This is a genomic window from Xanthomonas sp. NCPPB 3005, from assembly GCF_041228095.2.
Taxonomy (GTDB): Bacteria; Pseudomonadota; Gammaproteobacteria; order Xanthomonadales; family Xanthomonadaceae; genus Xanthomonas_A; species Xanthomonas_A bonasiae.
Map to the genome: position 1 here is coordinate 3,680,538 of NZ_CP166096.2, position 25,141 is coordinate 3,705,678.

Below are 25,141 nucleotides of genomic sequence, written 5' to 3' on the forward strand. Positions count from 1 at the left end.
GGCGATGATCCCGCGGTTCGGCCACCCAGTGGCGGGACGAGTGGTCCGGCTCCCTCCGCGACATCACGACCAGGGGAAATCCACAGGCCCGGCCCGTCCGGCGTCGCGCACCCGGTCCTTGCCAGGGCGAGATGTTGAGCAGCCAGAACCGCACCCCCTCCCGCCGTGCCCTGCCCCTGCCCCTGCCCGTCTGGCGGCTGCTCGCCTTGCTGCTGGCCTGCGCGGTGCTGACCGCCGCGCCCCCGGCCGCGGCCCAGGATTGGATCTATCGCGTCCGCCCCGGCGACACCCTGTGGCAACTCAGCGACCGTTACCTCAAGCCCGGCCTGGACTGGCAGCGCCTGGGCCGGCACAACGGCGTGTCCGACCCCTATGCGCTGCCGCCGGGGCAGCCGTTGCGCTTCCCGATCGCCTGGCTGCGGGTGCAACCGGCGCCGGCGCGGGTGATCGCGCTGCGCGGCATGGCCAGCGTGCGCGGCGTCGGCGCGGCGCCGGCACCGGTCCATGAGGGCATGCTGCTGCCGATCGGCAGCGCATTGCAGACCGAGGCCGAGGCCAGCGTGACCGTGCAGTTCGCCGACGGTTCGCAGATGCAGGTGCGCGAGAACAGCCGCGTGCGCTTCGACCAACTCGCCCGCTACGGCGCCACCGGCATGGTCGATACCCGTGTGCGGCTGGAACAGGGCCGCGCCAGCAACGAGGTGGTCCCGGCCCAGGGTCCGGCGTCGCGCTACATCATCCAGACCCCGGCCGGCACCAGCAGCGTGCGCGGCACCCGCTTCCGCGCCGCCGCCGGCGGCGACGGCAAGTTGGCCGCCACCGAGGTGCTGCACGGCGTCGTGCAGGTCGGCAATACCCACGGCCGGCAGGTGCTGCATCCCGGCGAGGCCTCACGCATGGCCGCCGACGCCTCGCCGCTGCAGGAACAGCTGCTTCCCGCGCCGGCGCTCGACGAGCCGCGCAGCCGCCTCGACCGCGCGCCGTATCTGCTGGCCTGGCAACCGCTGCCGGGCGCGGCCGCGTACCGGGTCGAAGCGGTGGATGCCGAGCGCCGCCAGGTGCTGCGCTTCGCGCGCCAGACCACGCAGGCGCAGATCGCGCTGGACGACCTGCCCGCCGGCCGCCTGCTGTTGCTGGTACGCGGCATCGCCGCCACCGGCGTGGAAGGCGAGGACGCCGAACGGGCGTTGCAGGTGTGGGCCACGCCGCTGCCGCCGCTGACGCTGCAACCCTTGCAGCAGCAGCAATTGCGCACGCCGCATCCGCGCTTCGAATGGACCCGCAGCACCGATGCCACCGCCACCGTGCTGCAGCTGGCGCGCGATGCCCAGTTCAGCGAGCTGCTGTTCGAGCGCACGACCGACGCCACCCGGCTGCGCGCGCCTGTGCAGTTGCCTCCCGGCGAATACTACTGGCGCGTGGCCTCGCGCGATACGCAGGGGCGCCAGGGCCCGTTCGGACAACCGCTGCTGCTGCGGATCAGCGACGCGCCGCTGGACCCGTCGCTGCAGCCGCCGGAAGCGGCCAAGGGCCAGCTGACGCTGCGCTGGCAGGCCGGCGAGCCGGGCCAGCGCTACCACGTGCAGATCGCGCGCACGCCGGACTTCGCCGCGCCGCTGCTGCTCGACCGCACCCTCGACACCCCGCAGATCTCGCTGCCGCGTCCGCGCGGCGGCACCTGGTACGTGCGCGTGCAGGAGGTGGACGACGACGGCTACGCGGCGCCGTTCTCGCCGACCCAGGCGATCTCGCTGCCGTGCCGCGGCTGCTATCTGGGCGGCGGTGCCGGCGCGCTGCTGTTGTGGTTGCTGCTGTGAAGGCGCCCACGCCGCTACGCTGGCTTGCGGCCGCGGCGGCGGCACTGCTGGCCGCCACGCTCGGCCTGTCCGACGGCCTGTGGCGGCTGGACAACACGCTCTACGACACGCTGGTGACGCACTGGCGCTACACGCCCGATTCCACGGTGGTGCTGGTGCTGGTCGACGACCGCAGCCTGCAGGCGCTCGGGCAGTGGCCGTGGCCGCGCAGCACCCACGCACGACTGCTCGACCGGCTGAGCGAGGCCGGCGTCAAGCGCGTGGCGCTGGACCTGGTGCTGAGCGAACCCGACCAGGCCGACCCGGACAACGATGCGCGGCTGGCCGCGGCACTGCGCCGCAACGGCAACACCGTGCTGCCGGTGACCACCAGCAGCACCGACGCCGGCGAGATGCCGCAGGAACTGCTGCCGGTGCCGGCCATCGGCCGCGCCGCGGCCGGGCTGGCACATACCGACATCGAGATCGATGCCGACGGCGTGTCGCGCGGCATCTACCTGCGCGCCGGCCTGGGCAATGCCCACTGGCCGGCCCTGGGCGTGGCCCTGGCCGGCCTCGCCCCGCCGTGGCCCGGCCTGGCATCGGATGCCGGACAAGCGGACGCGATGCCGTATCGCTGGCATCGCGACGACTACGTCGGGGTCCGCTACGCCGGACCGCCCGGCAGCTTTCCGCAACTGTCCTACGTCGACGTGCTGGAAGGTCGTGTGCCGGCGCAAGCGCTGCGTGGCCGGCGGGTGATCGTGGGCGTCGGCGCCACCGGCCTGGGCCAGCGCTTCCTGACCCCGATGTCGCACGAAAGCTGGATGAACGGCGCCGAATATCAGGCCAACGTGGCCGCGATGCTGCTCGGCGGACATGCGATCACGCCCTTGTCGAAGAACCAGCAAATCGCCACCTCGGCGCTGCTGGCCCTGCTCGCCGTGCTCGGCATGACCTATTCGGTCCGCCAGCGGCGCTGGCCGTGGCTGGCCTTGCCGGTGATGCTGGCCTTGATCGTGGCCGGCAGCCTGCTGTGCGTGCTGACCACCGGCCGCTGGTTCGCGCCGACCGCATGCCTGGCGGCAGTGACGCTGGTGTCGGCCTGCTGGCTCGGCCTGCGCATCGCGCACTGGCGGCGCCAGGCCCATCGCGATGGACTCACCGGGCTGGCCAACCGCCACAGCTTCGAACTCGCCTTCCATCAGGAACTGGCGATGGCGCAGCGCAGCGGCAAGCCGCTGACCCTGATCGTGGTCGACGTCGATCATTTCAAGCGCTACAACGACGCCCTCGGCCACCACAGCGGCGACCGCGCGCTGACCCTGGTCGCCGCGGCGGTCGCACGTCATGCGCGGCGTGCGCACGACGTGGCCGCGCGCTTCGGCGGCGACGAGTTCGCGATGATCCTGCCCAACACCGCGCTGGACGATGCGCGCCAGATCGCCGAAGCGCTGCTCGAGGACATCCGCCAGCTGACTGTGCCCGGACCACAGGGCCCGGTGCCGATCACCGCCACCCTCGGCGTGCACAGCACCACGGTCGATGCGGATACCCGCCAACGCGACTTCTTCGCCCAGGCCGACGCGGCGCTGTACCGGGCCAAGACCGCCGGCCGCGACGGCTATGCCTGCAGCACGCCCGGGCAGCGTCCGGCACAGCGATGAAATAGCCCACGCCGCGGTTCGGCGTGCACACGGCAACGAACAACGCGGAGCCGACGGGCGATACGCGAGGGCGCGACGCCGCCGGCCGCGAACGTGTCACGTCGCAAAACCGTGGGCGGCCGCACCCACGGATGCCGAAGACCCCAGCACACCATACCCATGCGAATGGTAAGCTCGCCGCTTCGTCCCGCCTCCACCCGTCATGAACGCTTCACTGTTCCGCTTTGGCCTGAACCTGTGGCCGCCGTTCCTGTTCGCCGGTATCCACCTGGTGGAGCTGAGCCCGGACTACCGCTACGCGCGGGTCGAGCTGCGCATGCGGCCGTGGAACCGCAACTACGTCGGCACCCATTTCGGCGGCAGCCTGTTCGCGATGACCGATCCGTTCTGGATGTTGCTGGCGATGCAGAACCTGGGCAGCGCCTACTACGTCTGGGACAAGGCCGGCAGCATCGAGTTCGTGCGCCCGGGGCGCGGCACGGTGAGCGCGCAGTTCCGCCTGGACGACGCGCTGCTCAACGAACTGCGCACCGCCACCGCCGGCGGCGACAAATACCTGCGCTGGTTCGACAACGAAATCCTCGACGCCCAGGGCGAGGTGGTGGCGCGCACGCGCAAGCAGCTGTACGTCAAGCGCAAGCCGGCGCGGTAGCCGTTCGACGCCGAGGGCGTCAGCGCCGGGATGCGCGCGAACGCGCGACGCTGCCTGAGCGGCGGCCCTGGCCTCGCAGGAAAGGCTTCAGCCCGATGCTGCACCCTGCTTCGTTCGTCGCGGTTGCACCGCTCCTGCCCAGGGGCAGTAACCGGCATGGCCGGCATGCCGTGCCTGCGAAGAACTCACGGCGCGAGCGCCGGACCATCCGCTCCCGCGCCGGCACGCAGCGCGTCAGGGCCGCAGCCTGCTGCCCGGCGACGGCAAGCGCAGCGCATCGCCCTCGCTGTCGGCATACAGCGCCACCTGCACGCCCTGCCCGTCGGCTGTCGCCTGTAGCGGCCGCTGCTCCCCGCGCAACTCGGGCGGTAGCGCTGCCAGGCGCTGCGGCAGCGGCTGCGTGCCGGGATGCGCGCGCAGCCACAGCAATGCCGAGGTCAGCCGCATCGCCGCAGCGGTATCCTGCAGCCTCCATTGCGGACCGCTGGCGACGGTGGACGGCGGCAAGCTCACCATCGCGCATCCGAACTGATTGGCCAGGCAGGCGAACGGCGAGCCCACCGATGCGGTCATCTGCGCCGGCGCCAGGCGCCGGTCTTCGCGCAGGCTGGCGCGCACATCGGCCGCGCACAACCGGGTGTACGCCGGTGCGACCAGCGCCTCGCTACGCGCGCGGTCGAACAAGAGCGTCAAGCCCATCGATTCGTACCAGCGCCGGCGCGGCGCAGCGCGCGTGCGGTCGAGTTCGTCCAGCGCCGCGAACAGCGGCTGCGCCTCGCCGTGCATCGGCCGGCATAGGCTGACCTCGTCGACCGACAGCGGCGCGAAGGCCTGCGCGCACTGCGCCGGCAGCGCCTGCTGCGCGGGCAGCTCGGCGAGCATGGCGGCGAACAGGCGCGCATTGCCGCGCAACATCGCCGCCCCGATCGTCGTCGTCAGCACGTTGTCGCCACCGCGCAGCAAGACCCGCGCCACACTGGCGTCGTTGCAGACTCCGGCCAGGGCCGGATCGGTCCGGCCCTCGACGAAATCCAGAGCCCGGCGCATCTGCGGCGTCTGCAGCACCGAGAACGCAGGCAGCGCCCCTTCCTGGTGCGCCGGGAATGGCGTGCGATAGCCCGATACCGCCGTCGGCACCGGCATGCGCGCCAGCAAGGCATCCTGCGTGGCCAGCGCCTGCGCATAGTCCCGCGGCCGCGCACGCACCTTGGCCAGGCAATCGTCGGCGTTCCAACTGCAACGCGGCACGCGCTCGGACGGCCAGTCCGGCGTGCGCGGATAATCACTGGCCGCACTGCGCAACGGCTGCCCGGCCAAGCCCTGGCGGAACCTGCGCAAGTCTTCGTCGAGCACCGCCTGCCGCTGTGCCGGCGGAATGGCGTAAGGCAGCAGCCACAGGTCGACGAACAGGTTCGGCCCCTGCAGCGGCGGCGGCGGTTGCCGCAGCTGCGCCAGCGCAGCACGCTGCGCCGCCGGCACCGGCCACAACCTCGATGCCAGATACAGCGCCACGGCCAGCAGCAGCACCGCGCCGAGCCCGCCCCCGATCCACTTGCCGATCCTTGCCACGCCGCTTCCCCAATCGCACCTGCACGGAGTGCGCCATCTTAGCCGTCGGGCGCAGCGGCAGGCGCAGCGCGCCGCTACACTAGGCGGATGTCGCCCGATACCCCCGCTCCGCACCCCCGCCCGTCCCTGCAACGGCTGTTCTTCACCGGCCTGCTGACCCTGCTGCCGATCTGGCTGACCTGGGTCGTGGTCAAGTTCGTGTTCGTGCTGCTGTCGGGCATCAGCAGCCCGTGGGTGGTGCCGCTGTCGGCGCGCATCGCCGCCTCGTTCCCGCACGAGATGGGCTGGGCCACCGCGCTGTGGGTGCAGAACACCATCGCGCTGGTCGCCACCCTGGCGGTGATCCTGCTGGTCGGCATCCTCAGCCGGCGGGTGATCGGGCAACGCCTGCTGCGCTGGTTCGAGGCGGTCATGCGCCGCATCCCGCTGGCCAGCGTGGTCTACGACAGCGCGCGCAAGCTGCTGGACATCCTGCAGACCCAGCCCGGCAGCACCCAGCGCGTGGTGCTGATCGACTTCCCGCACCGCGACATGAAGTCGGTGGGCCTGGTGACCCGGGTGATCAAGGAACAGGGCACCGGCCGCGAGCTGGCCGCGGTGTACGTGCCGACCACGCCGAACCCCACCTCCGGCTACCTGGAGATCGTGCCGGTGGAGCTGCTGACCCCCACCGACTGGAGCGTGGACCAGGCGATGAGCTTCATCATCTCCGGCGGCGCGGTGGCGCCGGACAGCGTGCCGTTCACCCGCACCATGGACCGCTGAGGGAAGACGCATGCGCAACGGCACGCTCGACGATCGCGCCGTTCGCCTGTTCATCGGCCTGGCGGCGTTCTTCTGCGTCAATGCCGCGCTCGCCGAATTCATCGGGGTCAAGATCTTCGCGCTGGAAGACACCCTGGGCATCGCGCCGCTGAACTGGAACCTGTTCGGCCAGACCGGCTCGATGAACTTCACCGCGGGCACGCTGCTGTGGCCGCTGGTGTTCATCCTCACCGACACCATCAACGAGTTCTTCGGCCGCCGCGGGGTGCGCTTCATCTCCTGGCTGGCGGTGGCGCTGATCGGCTACGGCTTCCTGTTCGCGTTCGCGGCGATCGCGCTGGCGCCGGCCGGGTTCTGGGTCGGCGCGGCGCAACACCAGGGCGTGCCGGACTACCAGGCCGCGTTCGCGGCGGTGTTCGGCCAGGGCCTGTGGACCATCGCCGGCTCGCTGGTCGCGTTCCTGGCCGGGCAGCTGATCGACGTGGCGGTGTTCCACCGCATCCGCAACGTCACCGGCGAAAAGCACGTGTGGCTGCGCGCCACCGGCTCCACCGCGGTGTCGCAGCTGATCGACAGCTTCGTGGTCATCTACATCGCCTTCGTGCTCGGCCCGCAGCACTGGTCGATCCCGCTGTTCCTGGCGGTGAGCACGCTCAACTACATCTGCAAGATGCTGCTGGCGGTGCTGCTGATCCCGCTGCTGTACCTGATGCGGCGGCTGATCACCGACTACCTGAGCCCCGAACGCGCCGAGCAGCTGCGCGAGGAAGCCGCGGCCGACTGAGTGCGCGGATCGGCCGCGCCGGCGCGGCAACGAGCGGATCCGCGCGCCCGGATGCATCCCGTATTCGCACGGCCGTCGCACCGCTGGCGCGGCCGTCTTCTCGCCCATGCACGGCCGGCGCAAACGCCGAAGACAACCGCCCCGCCTGGGTCGCGCGCGCCGTGCGCACCCGCCGTCCCGGCCGCACCTGCCCTCTGGCTTCCCGGGTTTTTCCTGACCGCGCGCGCGGCGGTGGGTGGCCTCCACGGTGCGGATCGGGCAAGCTCCCGTGCTCGCTTGTCGTTGGAGCCCGCAATGCCGCCCAGCTTTCCCCGCCTGCTGTCGCTCGCCATCGCCGCCGTCCTGAGCCTGTCGCTGGCCGCACCTGCGGACGCGGCCAAGAAGAAGGCCGTCAAGAAACAGCAGACCGTGCAGACCCGCAGCAAGGCCAAGAAGGCGCGACCGGCACCGGCGCCGGTGGTGCGCAGCAAGGCCGAGCAGCTCAACCGCCTGTACGACGACTACTGGGAAGCGTCGCTGAAGCTCAATCCGCTGCAGGCCACGTTCCAGGGCGACAGCCGCTACAACGACCAGTTGCCCAACTTCCTGTCGCCGGCGTTCCGCCAGCAGTCGCACGACTTCACCGTGCTGTGGCTGGGCAAGGCCGAGGCGATCGGCAAGGACGGGCTGAGCGGGCAGGACCTGCTCAGCTACGAGATCTTCGTCAGCGATGCGCGCACTGCGCTGGAAGCGGAGAAGTACCCGAGCTGGATGCAGCCGGTGAACCAGTTCTACAACGTCGGCAGCATCATGGTGATGCTCGGCTCGGGCACCGGCGCGCAGCCGTTCCGCACGGTCAAGGACTACGACAACTGGTCGCGGCGCGCGCTCGGCATTCCCGCCCTGTTCGACCAGGCCATCGCCAACATGCGCGACGGCATGAAGGCCGGCGTGGTGCAACCGCGCGCCTTGATGGAAAAGGTGCTGCCGCAGCTGGACGCGATCATCAAGCCCACCGCCGAAGAGAGCCTGTTCTGGGGTCCGGTGCGCAACCTGCCGGCGGACATGCCCGAGGCCGACAAGCAGCGCATCACCGCCGACTACAAGCGCCTGATCGAATACCGGATCATGCCGGCCTACCGCGCGCTGCGCGGCTTCATCGCCACCGAATACCTGCCGGCCACGCGCAGCACCGCCGGCGTCGGCGCGCTGCCCGGCGGCGCGGACTGGTACGCGTACAACGTGCGCCAGAGCACCACCACCGACCTGAGCCCGGCGCAGATCCACCAGATCGGCCTGGACGAGGTCGCGCGCATCCAGGCGCAGATCCAGGTGGTGATGAAGCAGGTGAAGTTCCGCGGCTCGATGCCGAAGTTCTTCAAGTTCATGCAGAGCGACAAGCGCTTCACCTTCAAGAGCGAAGACGAACTGCTGAACTACTACCGCGGCCTGGAGACGCGGGTGGACGTGGCGGTGCCGCGCCTGTTCGCGCTGAAGCCGAAGGCGGCGTTCGAGATCCGCCCGGTGGAGCCGTACCGCGCGCAGTCGGCGGCCAGCGGCTCGTACATGCGGCCCAGCGAAGACGGCACGCGCCCCGGCATCTTCTACGTCAACACCTACGACCTGCCCAGCCGCAAGACCTGGGACGCGGAAGACCTGTATCTGCACGAGGCCATCCCCGGCCATCACTTCCAGCTCGGCCTGCAGCAGGAGCTGAGCAACCTGCCCAAGTTCCGCCGCTTCGGCGGCGAGACCGCCTACATCGAAGGCTGGGGCCTGTACACCGAATCGCTGGGCAAGGAACTGGGCCTGTACCAGGATCCGTACAACTACTTCGGCTACCTGCAGAACGAATTGTGGCGGGCGATCCGCCTGGTGGTGGATACCGGCCTGCACAGCAAGGGCTGGACCCGCGAACAGGTGATCGACTACATGCTCGAGAACTCGGCCACCAGCCGCACCGATGCCGAAGCCGAGGCCGAGCGCTACATGGCCATCCCAGGGCAGGCGCTGTCCTACAAGATCGGCGAGATGAAGATCCTGCAGCTGCGCGAATACGCCCGCACCCAGCTCGGCGCCAAGTTCGACATCCGCGAGTTCCACGCCGAGATCCTGAAGGACGGCTCGGTACCGCTGGACGTGCTGCAGGAGAAGATCGAACGCTGGGTGGCGAGCAAGAAGGGTTGAGCGACGCGGCCCGGCTCGTATGGGAGGGGCCTCGGCCCCGACCGGGCCTTGCCGGTAAAAGCGGTCGGGGCTGAAGCCCCTCCTACAGTGGACTCCCGGCGCGTCGGGGCAGCCTGCGTTGCTCCCCAGAGCCGGCGTCGGTACAGCGCCTACAGGTTCGCCGAATCAACCATCCTGCAACGCGTTCGCGCGCAACCGCTGCGCCAGCTGCGCGATAGCGCGCGGCGTGGTGCGGCAACAGCCGCCGATCAGGCGCGCGCCGGCAGCGCGCCAGGCATCGACACGGCCGGCCAGACCGCAGGCATCGCCGCCGTCGCCATCCCAGCGCTTGCCAGCGGCGTCGTAGCGCTCGCCGGAGTTCGGATACGCCACCAGCGGCAACCGGGTCAGGGTCGCCAGATGCTGCAGCGCCGGGGTGCACAGCGCCGGCGCGATGCAGTTGACGCCGAGCGCGACCACCTGCGGATGGCCATCGAGCAGCGCCGCCACCTCGCGCAGCGGCGTGCCGTCGCTGAGGTGCGTGGCATCGCGCAGGGTGAACGAAAACCACGCCGTGCCCTGCGGGAACTCCTGCAGCAGCGCCAGCAGCGCAGCGACCTCCGCCGCCGACGGCTGCGTCTCGCAGGCCAGCAGGTCCACGCCCGCTTCGACTAACGCGGCGATGCGCGGGCGGTGGAAGTCCAGCATCTGCGCCTGCGGCAGCGCATAGTCGCCGCGGTATTCCGAACCGTCGGCCAGATAGGCGCCATACGGCCCCACCGAGCCGGCGACCAGCAGTGGGCCGGCCTCGGGATGCGCGGCCCGATGCACGTCGCGTGCCTGCAGCGCCAGCTGCGCGCTCAGCACGATCAGCCGCCGCGACTGCACCGGATCGATGCCGCGCGCGGCGAACCCCAGCGGCGTGGCCTGATAGCTGGCGGTGATCGCGCACTGCGCGCCGGCTTCGAAATAGTCCAGGTGCACCTGGCGGATCAGCTGCGGCTGCTCGAGCAGCACCTTGGCCGACCACAGCGCATCGCCGAGGTCGCAACCGCGCGCCTCCAGCTCGGTGGCCAGTGCGCCGTCGAGCGCGATGCAGCGGTCGTCGGCCAGCAGCGCGGTCAACGGGTTGTGCGGCATGCTCGCGTCCTCGCCGGCGAAACGTGATGCCGCCATTGTGTCAGGCAGTGGTCGCTGCGCAGAATGTGGGCGGTCGCGCGCACCGCCATTTGCGCACATGCAGCAGACGGCACCGCCGCCGTATGCGAACGCATATCCCGCGCCACGCATCGCACAGACTCACACCTGGCGCTGCGCTATGCTCGGCGCATGGCCGACCCTCTTCCTTCCTTGCCGGAGCAGCGCATGACGTTCACCGCGTTGACGCCGATGCTGCGCAGCGCCGACCTTGCCGCGGCGCTGGCGTTCTACATCGACACTCTGGAGTTCCGTCTCGACAGCGGTGGCGCAGACGCCGGCTGGGCCACGCTGCGACATGGGTCGCTGGCGCTGATGCTGGCCGCGCAGCAGGCCACCACCGAGACTGCCGTAGCCGGTTTTCCCGGCTCGCTGTACTTCCGCACCGACGACGTCGACGCCTGGTGGCAGCGGCTGCAGCCGCGCGCGCGCATCGCCTATCCGCTCGAGGACTTCGCCTACGGCATGCGCGAGTTCGCGATCCACGATGCGGACGGCCACCTGCTGCAGTTCGGCCAGGCGCTGTGCCGATGAGCCTGACCCTGCGCGGCGTGCACCACGTGGCGATCATCGCCTCTGACTACGCCCGCTCGAAGGATTTCTACTGCCGCATTCTCGGCCTGCGCGTGATCGCCGAGGTCTACCGCGACGCGCGCGACTCCTGGAAGCTGGACCTGGCCCTGCCCGACGGCACCCAGATCGAACTGTTCTCGTTCCCCGCGCCACCGCCGCGGCCCAGCCGTCCGGAAGCCTGCGGCCTGCGCCACCTGGCGCTGCGCGTGGCCGACCTGGACGCCGCCGTCGCCCATCTGCAGGCCCACGGCGTGGTGACCGAGCCGATCCGCATCGACGAATACACCGGGCGCCGCTTCACCTTCTTCGCCGACCCGGACGACCTGCCGCTGGAGCTGTATGAGATCGCGTAAGCGACGCAAGCCCACGTCAATTCGACTGCGTACTCCTAGCGCGCTGCGTTCGCGTCGCATGTTACGCAAGCGACTCCGGGGCGCCGCGACCAAGCAACCCGGCTTCCACTGCCGAACCCTAAGAGCGCTGCCGACTCGCTGAACCGCCCGCGTCCGGCGATTCCCAGCACCATACGCTTGGGTATACAGTCGGCTCCAGGTCGGCATCGCGCCGGCCGCTTCGCACACACCCTGGGAGGGGACACATGCGCACCACCTTCAAGACCCTGCTGCTGGCCCTGCCGCTGAGCGTGGCCGCGTTCGTCGCGCAGGCCGCCGACACCTCGCCGGTCGGCCGCTGGCAGACCATCGACGACGAAACCGGCAAGCCCAAGTCCATCGTGCAGATCGAGCAGGCCGGCAACGGCACGCTGAGCGGCAAGGTCGTCGAGATCCTGCAGTCCAACCACGGCCCGAACCCGATGTGCGACAAGTGCGACGGCGCGCAGAAAGGCAAGCCGATCAAGGGCATGACCATCCTGTGGGGACTGAAGCCGGACGGCACCGCGGTGTGGAGCGGCGGTTCGGTGCTGGACCCGGCCAAGGGCAAGACCTACAAGGCCAAGGTCACCCTCACCGACGGCGGCAAGAAGCTGCAGATGCGCGGCTATATCGGCATCGAGGCGCTGGGGCGGACGCAGACCTGGATCAGGGAGTAAGAGCCGGGAATCGAGAACCGGGAATCGGGAATCGACACGGCAGGCGCCCGCGAGGGCGCCTTTTTTTGTAGCCATCAGCCAGCGGCCTGCGTTTGCTTCGACCAATTCCCCATTCCCGATTCCCCATTCCCCAGTAATGCGATAATCGCGATCCCCCAGGATCGCCGTTCGCCATGACCCGCACCGCTCTCGTCACCACCGCCCTGCCCTATGCCAATGGTCCGCTGCACCTGGGCCATCTGGTCGGCTATATCCAGGCCGACATCTGGGTGCGCGCGCGGCGGCTGCGCGGCGACCGCACCTGGTTCGTCTGCGCCGACGACACCCACGGCACGCCGATCATGCTCGCCGCGGAGAAGGCCGGGGTCACCCCGGAGAACTTCATCGCCAACATCCAGGCCAGCCACGAGCGCGACTTCGCCGCATTCGGCGTGGCCTTCGACCATTACGACTCGACCAACTCGGCCGCCAACCGCGCGCTGACCGAGGCGTTCTACGCCAAACTCGAGGCCGGCGGCCACATCGCGCGGCGCTCGGTGGCGCAGTTCTACGATCCGGCCAAGGGCATGTTCCTGCCCGACCGCTACATCAAGGGCATCTGCCCGAACTGCGGCAGCGCCGACCAGTACGGCGACAACTGCGAGGTCTGCGGCGCGACCTACGCGCCGACCGAGCTGAAGGAGCCGAAGTCGGTGATCTCCGGCGCCACTCCGGAATTGCGCGACTCGGAGCACTTCTTCTTCGAGGTCGGCCGCTTCGACGGCTTCCTGCGCGAATGGCTGGCCGGCGACGTGGCCCTGCCCGGGGTCAAGGCCAAGCTGATGGAGTGGCTGGACAGCGAGGGCGGGCTGCGCGCCTGGGACATCTCGCGCGACGCGCCGTACTTCGGCTTCGAGATCCCCGGCCAGCCGGGCAAGTACTTCTACGTGTGGCTGGACGCGCCGATCGGCTACCTGAGCAGCTTCCAGACCCTGTGCGCGAGCCTGGGCGAAGCGTTCGAACCGCACCTGGCCGCCGGCACCGCCACCGAACTGCACCATTTCATCGGCAAGGACATCGTCAACTTCCACGGCCTGTTCTGGCCGGCGGTGCTGCACGGCACCGGCCACCGCGCGCCGACCCGGCTGCACGTCAACGGCTACCTGATGGTGGACGGCGCGAAGATGTCCAAGTCGCGCGGCACCTTCGTGATGGCGCGCACCTACCTGGACGTGGGCCTGGAGCCGGAAGCGCTGCGCTACTACTTCGCCGCCAAGTCCTCCGGCGGCGTGGACGATCTGGACCTGAACCTGGGCGACTTCGTGGCGCGGGTCAATGCCGACCTGGTCGGCAAGTTCGTCAACCTGGCCAGCCGCTGCGCCGGCTTCATCGACAAGCGCTTCGGCGGCCGGCTGGCCGACACGCTGCCGGACCCAGCGCAGTACGCGCGCTTCGCCGCCGCGCTGGCGCCGATCCGCGACGCCTACGAGCGCAACGACGCGGCCAGCGCGATCCGCCAGACCATGGCCCTGGCCGACGAGGCCAACAAGTACATCGACGAACACAAGCCGTGGGTGATCGCCAAGCAGGACGGCGCCGACGCGCAGTTGCAGGCGGTGTGCACGCAGGGCCTGAACCTGTTCCGCGTGCTGGCCGGCGCGCTGAAGCCGGTGCTGCCGCGCACCAGCGCCGAGGCCGAAGCCTTCCTGTCCGCGCCGCTCACCGCCTGGGAAGATCTCGACGCGCCGCTGCTGGCGCACGTCATCCAGTCCTACACCCCGCTGTTCACCCGAATCGACCCCAAACTGATCGACGCCATGACCGACGCCTCCAAGGATACCCTCGCCCCCGCGCCCGCCGCCGCCAAGCCGGCGCCGGCCAAGACCGAAGCGAAAGCCGCCGCGAATCCCGAATCCCCACTCCCCAATCCCGGCCTCATCGGCATCGACGATTTCGCCAAGCTCGACCTGCGCATCGGCAAGGTGCTGGTCTGCGAATTCGTCGAGGGTTCGGACAAGCTGCTGCGTTTCGAACTGGACGCCGGCGAACTGGGCAAGCGGCAGATCTTCTCCGGCATCCGCGGCAGCTACGCCGAGCCGGAAAAACTGGTCGGCCGCAGCGTGGTGTTCATCGCCAACCTGGCCCCGCGCAAGATGCGCTTCGGCCTGAGCGAAGGCATGATCCTGTCGGCCGGCTTCGACGGCGGCGCGCTGGCGCTGCTCGACGCCGACAGCGGCGCACAGCCGGGGATGCCGGTGCGCTGAAGGCCGGGAATGGAGAATCGGGAGTCGGGAATGGGAAAAGGCAAAGCCTCGTCCGTGCCGATAGATCGGCTTCCACCATTCCCGTTTCTCCATTCCCCATTCCCATGCACTTAGCCCTTTTCGACTTCGACCACACCGTCACCACCACCGATACCTATTCGCGGTTCCTGCGCCGCGTCGCCACGCCGCGGCAGCTGGCGCGGGCGAAGTGGTCGGTGGGGCCGTGGTTGGCCGGCTATCGGCTGGGCCTGGTCTCGGCGCAGGCGATCCGCAGGCGGGTCACCCGGATCGTGTTCGCCGGCCGGGCCGTCGAAGAGATCGCCGCGCATGCCCAGGCATATGCGCACGAGGTGCTGCCGACGCTGCTGCGCCCGGAGACGATGCAGCGCATCGCCTGGCATCGCACGCAGGGCCACAGCCTGGTGCTGGTGTCCGGATCGTTGGACCTGTACCTGCAGCCCTGGTGCGAGCAGCACGGTCTGGCGTTGATCTGCAACCGCCTGGAAGCGCGCGACGGCCGGCTGACCGGCCGCTACGCCGATGGCGATTGTGGGCCGCACAAGGCGCCCCTGATCCGCGCGCGCTACGATGTGGCCGCCTATCCGCGCGTCTACGCCTACGGCGACAGCCGCGAAGACCGGCCGATGCTGGCGCTGGCGCACGAGCGTTGGTACCGCGGACGCCGCATCGCCTGACCCTTGTCCTGCAGCGCGCCGCATCCGGCACGCCGAATCCGCCATGAAGCCCGCCCAAGACAATCTGCTGGAACGCCTCGATCGCCTGCTGCCGCAGACCCAATGCGGCCAGTGCGGCTTCGATGGCTGCCGCCCGTACGCCGAGGCAATGGCGCGTGGCGCGGCGCAGGTGGACCGCTGCCCGCCCGGCGGCGATGCCGGCGCGCGGGCGCTGGCGCGCGTGCTGGGCACCGTGTCGCTGCCCTACGACCGCCGCCGCGGCACGCACAAGCCGCCGCAGGTGGCGTTCGTGATCGAGGCCGACTGCATCGGCTGCACCAAGTGCATCCAGGCCTGCCCGGTGGACGCCATCGTCGGCGGCGCCAAGCACATGCACACGGTACTGGCACCGCTGTGCACCGGCTGCGAGCTGTGCCTGCCCGCATGCCCGGTGGACTGCATCGAGCTGCGCCCGGTCTAGGCGCCGACGCCCCGCACGGATCGCGCCACGTTTGCGCGTGCATGGTGCAAGCAAGCGGAAAGGGATGAGCACGTGTCCGCGCCCGCGAGATGCCGCAGCACCGTACCGGCGCGGGAGCGCGCTTGCGAACCGGGCTTGCCAGGACAGCCGCCGGGTCCGCGCCGCGTGACCTGACGCGGCCTGCCCGGAATGGATGACGCGCCCCGGCGTCCGGCGTCGGCGCGGCCGTCAGCGCATCCGGATCGGCGCCCGCTGCGTATTGCCAGCTGTCACCGACTCGCGGAAGCGCCACGCATGCCCATGCCGATCGCCCTTTCCCCACTCGCCCGCGCGCGCCAGCCGCTGGCCGCCGCTGTGTACCTGACCGTGTTGGGCGTCGCCGCCCCGGCGCAGGCGATGCTGCACTACGACGGGCTGGCCTATGCGCCGAACGGCCAGCAACTGCTGTACCGCGAGAGCCACTGGGTGCGCGACGACGGCGCGCGGCTGGTGCTGTACCGCTGCGCCGACGGCACGCCGTTCGCGCGCAAGCGCATCGCCGACGGCAGCACCGCCCCGGATTTCGAACTGGTCGACGCGCGCAGCGGCTACCGCGAAGGCGTGCGCCGTGCCGGCGGCGGCCGAGTGATGTTCAGCCAGCGCGACGGCGAGCCGGAACGCAGTGCGCCGTTGCCGGCGACGGCGGCGCCGCAGGTGATCGATGCCGGATTCGATGCCTTTCTGCGCCTGCACTGGGACGCGTTGCGCCAGGGCACACCGCAACGCGTCGCCTTCGTGTTGCCCAGCGCCCTGCGCACGCTGGAGTTCCAGATCAAGCCCGCGGCGGCCGACGCCGGCGTGCAGCGCTACACCCTGTCGGTGGACGCCTGGTACGGCGGCGTGCTGCCGAATATAGCGGTCGCCTACACGCGCAACGACCGCCGCCTGCTCGAATTCCGCGGCATCGGCAACGTCCGCGACGCGCGCGGCCGCTACGCGCAGGTGCGCATCGATTTTCCCGAGCGGCTGCGCGGCCAGGCCGACGCCGCCGCATGGAACCAGGCGCTGCAGCAACCGCTGGTCGCGCAATGCGCCGCGCGCTGAATCGCGCCGGCGCCACCTTCACGTCCGTCTGCGTCGCGGCCGCTACACCTATGCAGCGGTCTCCCACACCTCCCGACAAGGAACATCCATGGCCAAGGCCTATCTATGGTTCAACGCTGCGCTCTACGCAGTCCTCGCGCTGTGGTGCACGCTGTTGCCGGCGCAGACCGCCGCCGCGGTCGGCTACATCGGCCTGGACCGCTCCGGGCAGTCCGAATACCTGGTCATCTACGGCGGCCTGCAATTGGGGATGGCGTTCCTGTTCGGCTATTTCGCCCGCAGCGGGCAGATCCGTAACGGGCTGGTGCTGGCGCTCGCCTTCTACGTGCCGATCGTGCTCTACCGCAGCGCCAGCCTGCTGCGGCTGTGGCCGGTCGGACCGACCACCACCGGCCTGTCCGTGTTCGAGATCGCGCTGCTGCTCGCCGCGCTCGCGCTGTGGCGCGGGCAGCGTCGTTGAGCGACGCGCGCGCCGAAAGCCTGTAGCATCGCTGCCACCTTCGCCACCGCTCCCCGGCATGACCGAGACGCCCGATCACGACGAAGCAGGCCAATTGCTGGTCGCCACTGCGGCCGGCGACAGCGCCGCGTTTGAACGCCTGTACCGCACCACGTCGTCGCGCCTGTTCGGCGTGTGCCTGCGCATCGTGCCGCAGCGCGGCGAAGCCGAAGACGTGCTGCAGGAAGTGTTCACCTCGGTCTGGCGCAAGGCCGCGCAGTTCGATCCGCAGCGCGCGCGCGGCCTCACCTGGCTGACCATGATCGCGCGCAACAAGGCCATCGACTACCTGCGCGCGCGCGCACCGGCGCGTCACTCCGTGGCGCTCGACGACGCCGGCGAACTGCACGACGACGGCCGCGACCCGCTGGCCGAAACCGAGTGGCGCGTCGCCGGACGGCGCCTGGACGTGTGCATGGGCGAACTGGAGCCGCCGCGCGGCGACCTGATCCGCACCGCGTTCTTCGAGGGCATCACCTACGAGGAACTGGCTCACCGCAGCGGAACGCCATTGGGCACGGTCAAGAGTTGGATCCGGCGCGGCCTGGCCAAGCTGAAGGCGTGCCTGGAACGATGAACGCATCCGTGCCCGATCCGCAGGAAACCCCGCCGCCGCGCGACGTGCTGGCCGGCGAATACGTGCTTGGCGTGCTCGATGCAAGCGAACGCCGCGCCGCCGAACAACGCATCGACGCCGACGCCGAGTTCGCCGCGGCGGTGACGCAATGGCAGCAGCACCTGATGCCGCTGGCCGACGAGATCGCGCCGGTCGCGGTGCCGGAACGCGTGTGGGTGCGCATCCGCGCATCGCTCGGCCTGGATGCGCCGGTGCCGCGCGCGCCGACGGCATCGCCTGGCTTCTGGGAAAGCGTGCGCACCTGGCGCTGGCTGAGCGCCGGCGGTTTCGCCACCGCAGCGGCGTGCATGCTCACGCTGATGGTCGCGCGGCAGCCGCTCCCGCCGCAAACGCCCACCCCGCCGGTCGCCACGGCGCCAGCCGACACCGGCATCGCGATGACCTCGACGCTGATGCAGGACGACGGCAAGCCCGGCTACGTGGTGCTGATGGACGCCGACAAGAAGCGCATCACCCTGACCCCGCTGGCCGGCAGCCGCGACCCCGCGCGCGTGCCGGAGCTGTGGCTGATCCCGGCCGACGGCAAGGCGCGCTCGATGGGCGTGTTCGACGACGCGCAGGCGCGCGCGGCGCGCATTCCCGACGCGCTGATGCCGTTGCTCAGCGATGGCGCCTTGCTGGCGGTGACGATGGAACCACCCGGCGGCGCGCCCGGCGGCGTCGCCACCGGTCCGATCGTGGCAAAGGGCGGTATCAGCACGCTGCGCCTGGCACCGTAGGCGGGCCGCCGCGGTGCCAGCTGTTCCTTCTCCCTGCGGGAGAAGGTGCCCCGAAGGGGCGGATGAGGGTACGGGCGAAGCCTCAAAGATCCAGACGCGCCCGCCTGTCCGTGCCGACGTACCCTCACCCCAACCCCTCTCCCGGCGGGAGAGGGGCTACTGCGGCTCGTAGACAATGCAACGCAGACTGCGCGCCTCCCTTCTCCCTGCGGGAGAAGGTGCCCCGAAGGGGCGGATGAGGGTACGGGCGAAGCCTCACAGATCCAGATGCGCCAGCCTGTCCGTGCCGACGCACCCTCACCCCAACCCCTCTCCTGGCGGGAGAGGGGCTACTGCGGCTCGTAGACAATGCAACGCAGACTGCGCACCTCGCTTCTCCCTGCGGGAGAAGGTGCCGCGAAGGGGCGGATGAGGGTACGGGCGAAGCCTCACAGATCCAGATGCGCCAGCCTGGCCGTGCCGACGTACCCTCACCCCAACCCCTCTCCCGGTGGGAGAGGGGCTTGAGCGCCGTGCGTCGATGACACGCTCGGCTCTCGCGCTGCGCGTGATCATCAGAAGCACCGCGAACCCGCACGTTCACCCGGCCACCACTCGCGCGCAGGCAGCATCGCCGCAGCCGTCGCGCATGCGCCGGGCAGCCTGATCCTCCGACGATTCGACCTGCGTGGACGCCGCCGCTAGCGGCGACCGCATGCGCTGCCGTGGCCGGCCATCGATGCCGGCCGCAGTGCGCACAGACGCCGCGACGCGAGTGCATCCGTCTTCCGGCTTTGTCCGTATCGCTATCCGAATCCCCACGAGATGCGCTTGTGCCAAGCCCCGTTCCGGACCAGCCCCGTGAACCCACCGCTGCGCCTGCCGAGGCGCCCGCGCGCCGCGGCGGCGTGGCGCGCACGTTGCGGCGCTGGTTCGATACCGGCGCGGAGATCGAACTGGACGAGGCCCGCGCCGATCGCATCGACTGGCTGCGCGCCGCACCCTATTTCGCCCTGCACCTGGCCTGCCTGGGCGTGTTCTGGGTCGGCGCGTCGTGGTTCGCAGTGGGCATGGCGGTGGCGATGTACGCCGTGCGCATGTTCGCGCTCACCGGTTTCTACCACCGCTACTTCGCGCATCGCGCGTTCAAGACCTCGCGCGTGGTGCAGTTCCTGTTCGCCGCGCTCGGCGCGACCTGCGTGCAGCGCGGGCCGCTGTGGTGGGCCGCGCACCATCGCAACCACCATCGCCACACCGATACCCCGGCCGACCCGCATTCGCCGCGGCAACACGGTTTCTGGTGGAGCCACAGCGGCTGGTTCCTGACCCCGCGCGGCTTCCGTACCGACTGGGAGGCGATCCCGGATCTGCGACGCTTCCCGGAACTGCGCTTCCTGGACCGCTTCGACCTGCTGCTGCCGGTGCTGCTGGCGCTGGCGCTGTTCCTGCTCGGCGGCTGGCTGCAACGCCACCATCCGCAACTCGGCACCGACGGGCCGCAACTGCTGGTGTGGGGCTTCTTCGTCTCCACCGTGGCGCTGTTCCACGCCACCTTCACCATCAACTCGCTGGCGCACCGCTTCGGCAGCCGCCGCTTCGACACCCGCGACGACAGCCGCAACAACGCCTGGCTGGCACTGCTGACCTTCGGCGAGGGCTGGCACAACAATCACCACTTCTTCCCCGGCGCGGCGCGGCAAGGCTTCCGCTGGTGGGAAATCGACCTGACCTGGTATGGCCTGAAGGCGCTGTCGTGGACCGGCCTGATCCGCCAGTTGCGGCCGGTACCGGCAGGGCTGGTACGGGCGCAGGCGCGCGCACGATGAGCCGCATCGCGGTAGTGGGCTCGGGCATCGCCGGGCTGGGCTCGGCCTGGCTGCTGTCGCAACGGCACGAGGTCACCCTGTACGAGGCCGCCAATTACTTCGGCGGGCACACCCATACCCATGCGATCGAACTGGGCGGCGTGGAGTACGCGGTGGACAGCGGCTTCATCGTGTTCAACCCGCAGCACTATCCGCTGCTGAGCAAACTGTTCGCGCAGCTCGGCGTGGCAGCGCAACCGACCACGATGAGCTTTTCGGTACACGAAGCGCGCAGCGGCCTGGAATACAACGCAGGCAGTCTCGGCGGCCTGTTCTGCCAGCCCGGCAACCTGGCCAGCCCGCGCTTCTGGCGCATGCTGGGCGATCTGCGCCGTTTCTACCGGCAGGCGCCGCAGGTACTGGCCGATGCGGCGCAGGCGCAGCTGACGCTGGGCGAATTCCTGCAGCGACATGGCTATTCGGACGTGTTCCGCGACGCGCACCTGGTGCCGATGGCGTCGGCGCTGTGGTCTTCGCCGTCGCAGCGGATCCTGCAGTTCCCGATGCGCCAGCTGATCGGCTTCATGGCCAACCATCACATGCTGCAGATCAGCGGCCGGCCGCAGTGGCAAGTGGTGCAAGGCGGCTCCAACAGCTACGTGCGCGCGCTGCGCAGCCGCTGGCGGGTGCACGAGCGCATCGGCACGCCGGTGCGTTCGGTGCAGCGGCTGTCGCAGGGCGTATCGGTGCTGACCGAGGCCGACAGCGATGCCGATGCGCAGCACTACGACCACGTGGTGCTGGCCTGCCACGCCGACGACGCCCTGCGCCTGCTCAACGACGCCAGCGCCGCAGAGCGCGAGATCCTCGGCGCGATCGCCTACCAGGACAACGACACCGTGCTGCACACCGATGCGCGCGTGCTGCCGCGCAACCGCCGCGCCTGGGCCGCCTGGAACGCGCACGTGCCGGCCGATCCGGACGCGCCATGCACGGTCAGCTACTGGATGAACGCGCTGCAGTCGATCGCCTCGCCGCAGCCGTTCATCGTCAGCCTCAACCGCAGCGACGACATCGATCCGGCCAAGGTGCTGCGGCGCATGCGCTACCGGCACCCGCTGCAAACCCACGCCTCGGTCGCCGCGCAGGCGCGCAAGGGCGAGATCCAGGGCCAGCGCGGCACCTGGTTCGCCGGCGCCGGTTGGGGCTTCGGCTTCCACGAGGACGGCCTGCGCAGCGCGGTCGACGTCGCCGCCGGGCTAGGGGTACCCTGGCCATGAATCTGCTGCGCAGCGCTACCGTGTCCGCCCCGCCGGCTGGCGCCGTCTCGACAACGCCGGCGGCGGCGGGCACGACCAAGCGCGGGCTGCACAGCGCGCTCTACAGCGGCTGGGTCCGGCACCGCCGCCATGCGCCCAAGCCGCTGGCGTTCCGCTATCCGATCTTCCTGATGTACCTGGACTTGGCCGAACTCGAGCAGGTGTTCGCGCGGCGCTGGCTGTGGTCGGTCGGCCACCGCAACCTGGTCGAATTCCGCCGCAGCGACTACCTCGGCGATCCGGCGCAGCCGCTGGACGAAGCCGTGCGCGACCGCGTGCAGCAGCACTGCGGCGAACGTCCGCTCGGCGCGGTGCGCATGCTGACCCACCTGCGCTACTTCGGCCACTGCTTCAATCCGGTCACCTTCTACTACTGCCACGACGCGCAGCAGCGCCTGCACAGCATCGTCGCCGAGATCACCAACACGCCGTGGAAGCAGCGCCACGCCTACGTGCTGCCGGTGGCCGCCGCGCGCAGCCATGGCAGCGTGCATGCCTGGCGTTTCGACAAGCGCTTCCACGTCTCGCCGTTCATGGCGATGGCGCACGAGTACGCATGGCGCTGCAGCGAGCCGGGCGCGCAGTTGCGCGTGCACATGGACGTGCTGGATCCGCAGCCGGCGGCCAGGCGCTTCGACGCCACGCTGGTGCTGCAGCGGCGCGAACTCTCCGGCGCCAGCCTGGCGCGCGCGCTGCTGCGCTATCCGGCGATGACCCTGCAGGTCGTGGCCAAGATCCACTGGCAGGCGTTGCGCCTGTGGCTGCGCGGCAATCCGGTGCACGACCACCCCGACCATTCCCTTCCGCGAGAACGCCGATGAACGCTCCGCACGCGCCCTCCTCCGCTTCCGTCGCGCTGACCCCGGCCGCGCCGCCGCTGCGCGGCCTCGACCGCCTGCTGCGGCGGCGCCTGCTGGCCACGCTCGACGGCTTGCGCGACGGCCAGCTGCGCATCGAGGAAGCCGGCGCGATCACCACGTTAGGGAGCGCCACGTCAGGGAGCGCCACCCTGGGCAGCGCCACGCAGGCGGACAGCGCACTGCACGCGCACCTGCGCATCCGCGATCCGCGCTTCTACCGCCAGGCCGCGCTGAACGGCAGCGTCGGTGTCGGCGAGGCGTACATGGACGGACTGTGGGAATGCGACGACCTGGTCGCGCTGGTGCGCCTGCTGGTGCGCAACCGCGAGCGCCTGGACGCGCTGGAGACCGGCCTGGCCCGTCTCGGCGGCATGGCGATGCGCGGCCTGCACGCGCTGGCGCGCAACACCCGCGCCGGCAGCCGCCGCAACATCGCCGCGCACTACGACCTGGGCAACCCGCTGTTCGAACTGTTCCTGGACCGCAACCTGATGTATTCCTCGGCGATCTTCCGCGATGAAGACGCCGCGCTCGGCGACGCCGCGCTGGAGCGTGCCGCCGAGCGCAAGCTGCAGCGCATCTGCGCCAAGCTCGACCTGCAGCCGCACCACCATGTGGTCGAGATCGGCACCGGCTGGGGCGGTTTCGCGCTGCATGCGGCCAGACATCACGGCTGCCGCGTCACCACCACCACGATCTCGCGCGAGCAGTACGAACTGGCCCGCCAGCGCGTGGACGCGGCGGGCGTGTCTGATCGGGTCGAGGTGCTGTTGCGCGACTACCGCGACCTCGACGGCCGCTACGACCGGCTGGTCTCGATCGAGATGATCGAGGCGATCGGCCACCAATACCTGGACACCTATTTCGGCAAGGTCGGCAGCCTGCTCAAGGACGACGGCCAGGCGCTGATCCAGGCCATCACCATCGAGGACCACCGCTACGCGCAGGCGCTGAAATCGGTGGATTTCATCAAGCGCCACATCTTCCCCGGCAGCTTCATTCCCTCGGTGGCGGCGATGACCGGCGCGATCGCGCGGGCCAGCGACCTGCGCCTGTTCAACCTGGAAGACATCGGCCCCAGCTACGCGCTGACCCTGCGCGCCTGGCGCCAGCGTTTCATGGCCAAGTTGCCGCAGGTGCGCGCGCTGGGCTACGACGAGCGCTTCATCCGCATGTGGGAGTTCTACCTGGCCTATTGCGAGGGCGGCTTCCTGGAGCGCTCGATCGGCGACGTGCACTTGTGGCTGAGCAAGCCCGGCGCGCGCCCGGCGCAGTTCGCGCCGCCATTGGCGCACGACGCATGAGCAACCTGGCCAACTACGTCGCGTTGCAACTGCTGTGGCTGGTGGCCGTGATGGGCGCCGGGCACGGGCTGGCCTGGGCCGGCCCGGCGGCGCTGGCGCTGTTCGCGCTGTACCAGTTGCAGCCGCGCCGCCGCGCGCGCGGCGATGCGGCGCTGATGGCGCTGGCGCTGCTGCTCGGCGCCGGCGTCGATACCGTGCTGGCCGCGGGCGGCTGGGTACGCTACGCCGCGGCACTGCCGCCGGCGCCGTGGCCGCCGTTGTGGATCCTGTCGCTGTGGGCCGGCTTCGCGCTGACCTTCAACCATTCGCTGGCCTGGGTCATGCGACACCCGTGGCGCGCGGCGCTGTTCGGCGCGGTGTTCGGCCCGCTCGGCTACGTGCTGGCCGCGCGCGGCTGGCAGGCGGTGACGCTGAGCGCGCCGCTGCTGCACCCCGTGCTCTCGCTGGCGTTGGCCTGGGCCGCAGCGCTGGTCGTGCTGAGCGTGGCGACGCGGCGGTTGTCCGCGACGGCGCAGCCCGCGCCACGCATCGCAGGCGCCGCGCCATGAACGCCTGGCCGCTGCTGCACGTGGGTGCGTTCACTGCGCTGGTCATGCTCGCCGGTTGGGCCTGGCAGCGACGCAGCGGCAACGCCGGCGTGGTCGATGTGCTGTGGGCGGCATGCATGGCGCTGGCCGCGCTGTACTGCGCCTGGCGCGCCGACGGCGCCGCGCTGCCGCGCGTGCTGACCGCGGCGATGGGCGGCCTGTGGGGCGCGCGCCTGGCCTGGCACCTGGGCGTGCGCGTGTTCGGCGATGCGCACGAGGATGGCCGCTATCGCGCGCTGCGCGAACACTGGCACGGCGACCAGCGTCGCTTCCTGCTGTTCTTCCTCGGCCAGGCGCTGGTCGTGGTGCTGTTCGCGGTGCCGCTGTCGATCGCCGCGCACGCCCCGCTGCCGCAATGGAGCGTGTGGACCACGCTGGCGCTGGCGACCTGGCTGCTGGCGGTGGGGGGGGAAAGCCTGGCCGACCGCCAGTTGGCCGCGTTCCGCGCCGATCCGGGCAACAAGGGCAAGACCTGCCGCCGCGGCCTGTGGCGATACTCCCGGCATCCGAACTATTTCTTCGAGTTCGTGCACTGGTTCGCCTACGTGTTCCTGGCGGTGGGCAGCGGCGCGCTGTGGGTCGGCATCGCCGCGCTGGGGCCGCTGCTGATGTTCGCGTTCCTGTACCGCGTCACCGGCATTCCCTATACCGAACAACAGGCGCTGCGCTCGCGCGGCCAGGACTACGCCGACTACCAGCGCAGCACCAGCGCCTTCTTTCCGTTGCCGCCACGGCAATGACCCCGCTTCCAG

The 25,141-nt window shown here is 70.4% G+C and carries 24 protein-coding genes; 22 read left to right on the forward strand and 2 right to left on the reverse strand.

Going from position 1 to position 25,141, the window contains the following annotated elements; all coding sequences use genetic code 11:
• Positions 1–131: 131 nt before the first annotated feature.
• From AB8810_RS15870 to AB8810_RS15880, 3 genes are all read left to right on the forward strand, one after another.
• Complete coding sequence (locus tag AB8810_RS15870) at positions 132–1,817, forward strand: FecR domain-containing protein (protein ID WP_369914170.1); 1,686 nt, start codon at positions 132–134, stop codon at positions 1,815–1,817.
• Positions 1,814–3,463 (forward strand): CHASE2 domain-containing protein, encoded by a 1,650-nt coding sequence (locus AB8810_RS15875; RefSeq protein WP_369914171.1) that lies wholly within the window; start codon positions 1,814–1,816, stop codon positions 3,461–3,463. The genes AB8810_RS15870 and AB8810_RS15875 overlap by 4 nt, the downstream gene beginning before the upstream one ends.
• A gap of 202 nt (positions 3,464–3,665) precedes the next feature.
• On the forward strand, positions 3,666–4,115 hold the full coding sequence (locus AB8810_RS15880) for a DUF4442 domain-containing protein (protein ID WP_206259856.1): 450 nt from the start codon (positions 3,666–3,668) through the stop codon (positions 4,113–4,115).
• Between the two features lie 234 nt (positions 4,116–4,349).
• On the opposite strand, the gene AB8810_RS15885 is transcribed toward AB8810_RS15880, so the two are convergent.
• Positions 4,350–5,684 carry a hypothetical protein gene (locus AB8810_RS15885; protein ID WP_369914172.1) on the reverse strand — a complete coding sequence of 445 codons (1,335 nt, stop codon included), beginning with the start codon at positions 5,682–5,684 and terminating at the stop codon, positions 4,350–4,352.
• 87 nt (positions 5,685–5,771) lie between these two features.
• Between AB8810_RS15885 and AB8810_RS15890 the strand changes: the two genes are divergently transcribed.
• The 3 genes from AB8810_RS15890 to AB8810_RS15900 all read left to right on the forward strand — a co-directional run bounded on the left by AB8810_RS15890 (position 5,772) and on the right by AB8810_RS15900 (position 9,399).
• Positions 5,772–6,449: a DUF502 domain-containing protein gene (locus AB8810_RS15890; RefSeq protein WP_179563772.1), complete on the forward strand. Its 678-nt coding sequence runs from the start codon at positions 5,772–5,774 to the stop codon at positions 6,447–6,449.
• A 10-nt stretch (positions 6,450–6,459) separates the two neighbouring features.
• The gene (locus AB8810_RS15895; RefSeq protein ID WP_179563771.1) at positions 6,460–7,233 is read left to right on the forward strand and encodes a queuosine precursor transporter; all 774 of its coding nucleotides are present in this window, start codon (positions 6,460–6,462) and stop codon (positions 7,231–7,233) included.
• Positions 7,234–7,527: 294 nt separating this feature from the next.
• A complete protein-coding gene (locus AB8810_RS15900) occupies positions 7,528–9,399 on the forward strand; it encodes a DUF885 family protein (RefSeq protein WP_191824769.1) in 1,872 nt (623 codons plus the stop codon).
• Between the two features lie 165 nt (positions 9,400–9,564).
• On the opposite strand, the gene mmuM is transcribed toward AB8810_RS15900, so the two are convergent.
• Positions 9,565–10,518: a homocysteine S-methyltransferase gene (gene mmuM, locus AB8810_RS15905; RefSeq protein ID WP_369914173.1), complete on the reverse strand. Its 954-nt coding sequence runs from the start codon at positions 10,516–10,518 to the stop codon at positions 9,565–9,567.
• Positions 10,519–10,743: 225 nt separating this feature from the next.
• Between mmuM and AB8810_RS15910 the strand changes: the two genes are divergently transcribed.
• From AB8810_RS15910 to AB8810_RS15985, 16 genes are all read left to right on the forward strand, one after another.
• Complete coding sequence (locus tag AB8810_RS15910; protein WP_369914174.1) at positions 10,744–11,109, forward strand: VOC family protein; 366 nt, start codon at positions 10,744–10,746, stop codon at positions 11,107–11,109.
• Positions 11,106–11,501: a VOC family protein gene (locus tag AB8810_RS15915; protein WP_191824772.1), complete on the forward strand. Its 396-nt coding sequence runs from the start codon at positions 11,106–11,108 to the stop codon at positions 11,499–11,501. The genes AB8810_RS15910 and AB8810_RS15915 overlap by 4 nt, the downstream gene beginning before the upstream one ends.
• A gap of 245 nt (positions 11,502–11,746) precedes the next feature.
• Complete coding sequence (locus AB8810_RS15920) at positions 11,747–12,199, forward strand: DUF2147 domain-containing protein (protein ID WP_191824773.1); 453 nt, start codon at positions 11,747–11,749, stop codon at positions 12,197–12,199.
• A 173-nt stretch (positions 12,200–12,372) separates the two neighbouring features.
• On the forward strand, positions 12,373–14,442 hold the full coding sequence (gene metG / locus AB8810_RS15925) for a methionine--tRNA ligase (RefSeq protein WP_369914175.1): 2,070 nt from the start codon (positions 12,373–12,375) through the stop codon (positions 14,440–14,442).
• Between the two features lie 104 nt (positions 14,443–14,546).
• Positions 14,547–15,137: an HAD family hydrolase gene (locus AB8810_RS15930; RefSeq protein ID WP_369914176.1), complete on the forward strand. Its 591-nt coding sequence runs from the start codon at positions 14,547–14,549 to the stop codon at positions 15,135–15,137.
• Positions 15,138–15,180: 43 nt separating this feature from the next.
• Positions 15,181–15,597 (forward strand): Rnf electron transport complex subunit RnfB, encoded by a 417-nt coding sequence (rnfB, locus tag AB8810_RS15935; protein ID WP_369914178.1) that lies wholly within the window; start codon positions 15,181–15,183, stop codon positions 15,595–15,597.
• Between the two features lie 294 nt (positions 15,598–15,891).
• Positions 15,892–16,680 carry a hypothetical protein gene (locus tag AB8810_RS15940; RefSeq protein WP_369914179.1) on the forward strand — a complete coding sequence of 263 codons (789 nt, stop codon included), beginning with the start codon at positions 15,892–15,894 and terminating at the stop codon, positions 16,678–16,680.
• Positions 16,681–16,768: 88 nt separating this feature from the next.
• The gene (locus AB8810_RS15945; protein ID WP_369914180.1) at positions 16,769–17,140 is read left to right on the forward strand and encodes a DUF4345 domain-containing protein; all 372 of its coding nucleotides are present in this window, start codon (positions 16,769–16,771) and stop codon (positions 17,138–17,140) included.
• Between the two features lie 58 nt (positions 17,141–17,198).
• The gene (locus tag AB8810_RS15950; protein WP_179563760.1) at positions 17,199–17,756 is read left to right on the forward strand and encodes a sigma-70 family RNA polymerase sigma factor; all 558 of its coding nucleotides are present in this window, start codon (positions 17,199–17,201) and stop codon (positions 17,754–17,756) included.
• A complete protein-coding gene (locus tag AB8810_RS15955; RefSeq protein WP_206259863.1) occupies positions 17,753–18,535 on the forward strand; it encodes an anti-sigma factor domain-containing protein in 783 nt (260 codons plus the stop codon). The genes AB8810_RS15950 and AB8810_RS15955 overlap by 4 nt, the downstream gene beginning before the upstream one ends.
• Before the next feature lie 812 nt (positions 18,536–19,347).
• Positions 19,348–20,340: an acyl-CoA desaturase gene (locus tag AB8810_RS15960; protein ID WP_179563758.1), complete on the forward strand. Its 993-nt coding sequence runs from the start codon at positions 19,348–19,350 to the stop codon at positions 20,338–20,340.
• Positions 20,337–21,599, forward strand: coding sequence for an NAD(P)/FAD-dependent oxidoreductase (locus AB8810_RS15965; protein WP_179563757.1), 1,263 nt, complete (start codon positions 20,337–20,339; stop codon positions 21,597–21,599). The genes AB8810_RS15960 and AB8810_RS15965 overlap by 4 nt, the downstream gene beginning before the upstream one ends.
• Positions 21,596–22,459 carry a DUF1365 domain-containing protein gene (locus AB8810_RS15970; RefSeq protein ID WP_369914182.1) on the forward strand — a complete coding sequence of 288 codons (864 nt, stop codon included), beginning with the start codon at positions 21,596–21,598 and terminating at the stop codon, positions 22,457–22,459. The genes AB8810_RS15965 and AB8810_RS15970 overlap by 4 nt, the downstream gene beginning before the upstream one ends.
• Complete coding sequence (locus AB8810_RS15975) at positions 22,456–23,802, forward strand: class I SAM-dependent methyltransferase (protein ID WP_369914183.1); 1,347 nt, start codon at positions 22,456–22,458, stop codon at positions 23,800–23,802. The genes AB8810_RS15970 and AB8810_RS15975 overlap by 4 nt, the downstream gene beginning before the upstream one ends.
• On the forward strand, positions 23,799–24,350 hold the full coding sequence (locus AB8810_RS15980) for a DUF2878 domain-containing protein (RefSeq protein WP_369914184.1): 552 nt from the start codon (positions 23,799–23,801) through the stop codon (positions 24,348–24,350). Before AB8810_RS15975 ends, AB8810_RS15980 begins: the two co-directional genes overlap by 4 nt.
• Positions 24,347–25,129 carry a DUF1295 domain-containing protein gene (locus tag AB8810_RS15985; protein ID WP_206258469.1) on the forward strand — a complete coding sequence of 261 codons (783 nt, stop codon included), beginning with the start codon at positions 24,347–24,349 and terminating at the stop codon, positions 25,127–25,129. The genes AB8810_RS15980 and AB8810_RS15985 overlap by 4 nt, the downstream gene beginning before the upstream one ends.
• The last annotated feature ends 12 nt before the right edge of the window (positions 25,130–25,141 follow it).

Excerpts from the sequence above, each read along its gene's own strand:
- AB8810_RS15930 (WP_369914176.1), top strand. The coding sequence starts at position 14,547 with ATGCACTTAGCCCTTTTCGACTTCGACCACACCGTCACCACCACCGAT.
- AB8810_RS15955 (WP_206259863.1), top strand. The coding sequence starts at position 17,753 with ATGAACGCATCCGTGCCCGATCCGCAGGAAACCCCGCCGCCGCGCGAC.
- AB8810_RS15920 (WP_191824773.1), top strand. The coding sequence starts at position 11,747 with ATGCGCACCACCTTCAAGACCCTGCTGCTGGCCCTGCCGCTGAGCGTG.
- rnfB (WP_369914178.1), top strand. The coding sequence starts at position 15,181 with ATGAAGCCCGCCCAAGACAATCTGCTGGAACGCCTCGATCGCCTGCTG.
- AB8810_RS15945 (WP_369914180.1), top strand. The coding sequence starts at position 16,769 with ATGGCCAAGGCCTATCTATGGTTCAACGCTGCGCTCTACGCAGTCCTC.
- AB8810_RS15970 (WP_369914182.1), top strand. The coding sequence starts at position 21,596 with ATGAATCTGCTGCGCAGCGCTACCGTGTCCGCCCCGCCGGCTGGCGCC.
- AB8810_RS15950 (WP_179563760.1), top strand. The coding sequence starts at position 17,199 with ATGACCGAGACGCCCGATCACGACGAAGCAGGCCAATTGCTGGTCGCC.
- AB8810_RS15890 (WP_179563772.1), top strand. The coding sequence starts at position 5,772 with ATGTCGCCCGATACCCCCGCTCCGCACCCCCGCCCGTCCCTGCAACGG.
- AB8810_RS15975 (WP_369914183.1), top strand. The coding sequence starts at position 22,456 with ATGAACGCTCCGCACGCGCCCTCCTCCGCTTCCGTCGCGCTGACCCCG.
- AB8810_RS15980 (WP_369914184.1), top strand. The coding sequence starts at position 23,799 with ATGAGCAACCTGGCCAACTACGTCGCGTTGCAACTGCTGTGGCTGGTG.
- AB8810_RS15895 (WP_179563771.1), top strand. The coding sequence starts at position 6,460 with ATGCGCAACGGCACGCTCGACGATCGCGCCGTTCGCCTGTTCATCGGC.
- AB8810_RS15985 (WP_206258469.1), top strand. The coding sequence starts at position 24,347 with ATGAACGCCTGGCCGCTGCTGCACGTGGGTGCGTTCACTGCGCTGGTC.
- AB8810_RS15965 (WP_179563757.1), top strand. The coding sequence starts at position 20,337 with ATGAGCCGCATCGCGGTAGTGGGCTCGGGCATCGCCGGGCTGGGCTCG.
- AB8810_RS15870 (WP_369914170.1), top strand. The coding sequence starts at position 132 with ATGTTGAGCAGCCAGAACCGCACCCCCTCCCGCCGTGCCCTGCCCCTG.
- AB8810_RS15910 (WP_369914174.1), top strand. The coding sequence starts at position 10,744 with ATGACGTTCACCGCGTTGACGCCGATGCTGCGCAGCGCCGACCTTGCC.
- mmuM (WP_369914173.1), bottom strand. The coding sequence starts at position 10,518 with ATGCCGCACAACCCGTTGACCGCGCTGCTGGCCGACGACCGCTGCATC.
- AB8810_RS15915 (WP_191824772.1), top strand. The coding sequence starts at position 11,106 with ATGAGCCTGACCCTGCGCGGCGTGCACCACGTGGCGATCATCGCCTCT.
- metG (WP_369914175.1), top strand. The coding sequence starts at position 12,373 with ATGACCCGCACCGCTCTCGTCACCACCGCCCTGCCCTATGCCAATGGT.
- AB8810_RS15880 (WP_206259856.1), top strand. The coding sequence starts at position 3,666 with ATGAACGCTTCACTGTTCCGCTTTGGCCTGAACCTGTGGCCGCCGTTC.
- AB8810_RS15900 (WP_191824769.1), top strand. The coding sequence starts at position 7,528 with ATGCCGCCCAGCTTTCCCCGCCTGCTGTCGCTCGCCATCGCCGCCGTC.
- AB8810_RS15940 (WP_369914179.1), top strand. The coding sequence starts at position 15,892 with ATGCCCATGCCGATCGCCCTTTCCCCACTCGCCCGCGCGCGCCAGCCG.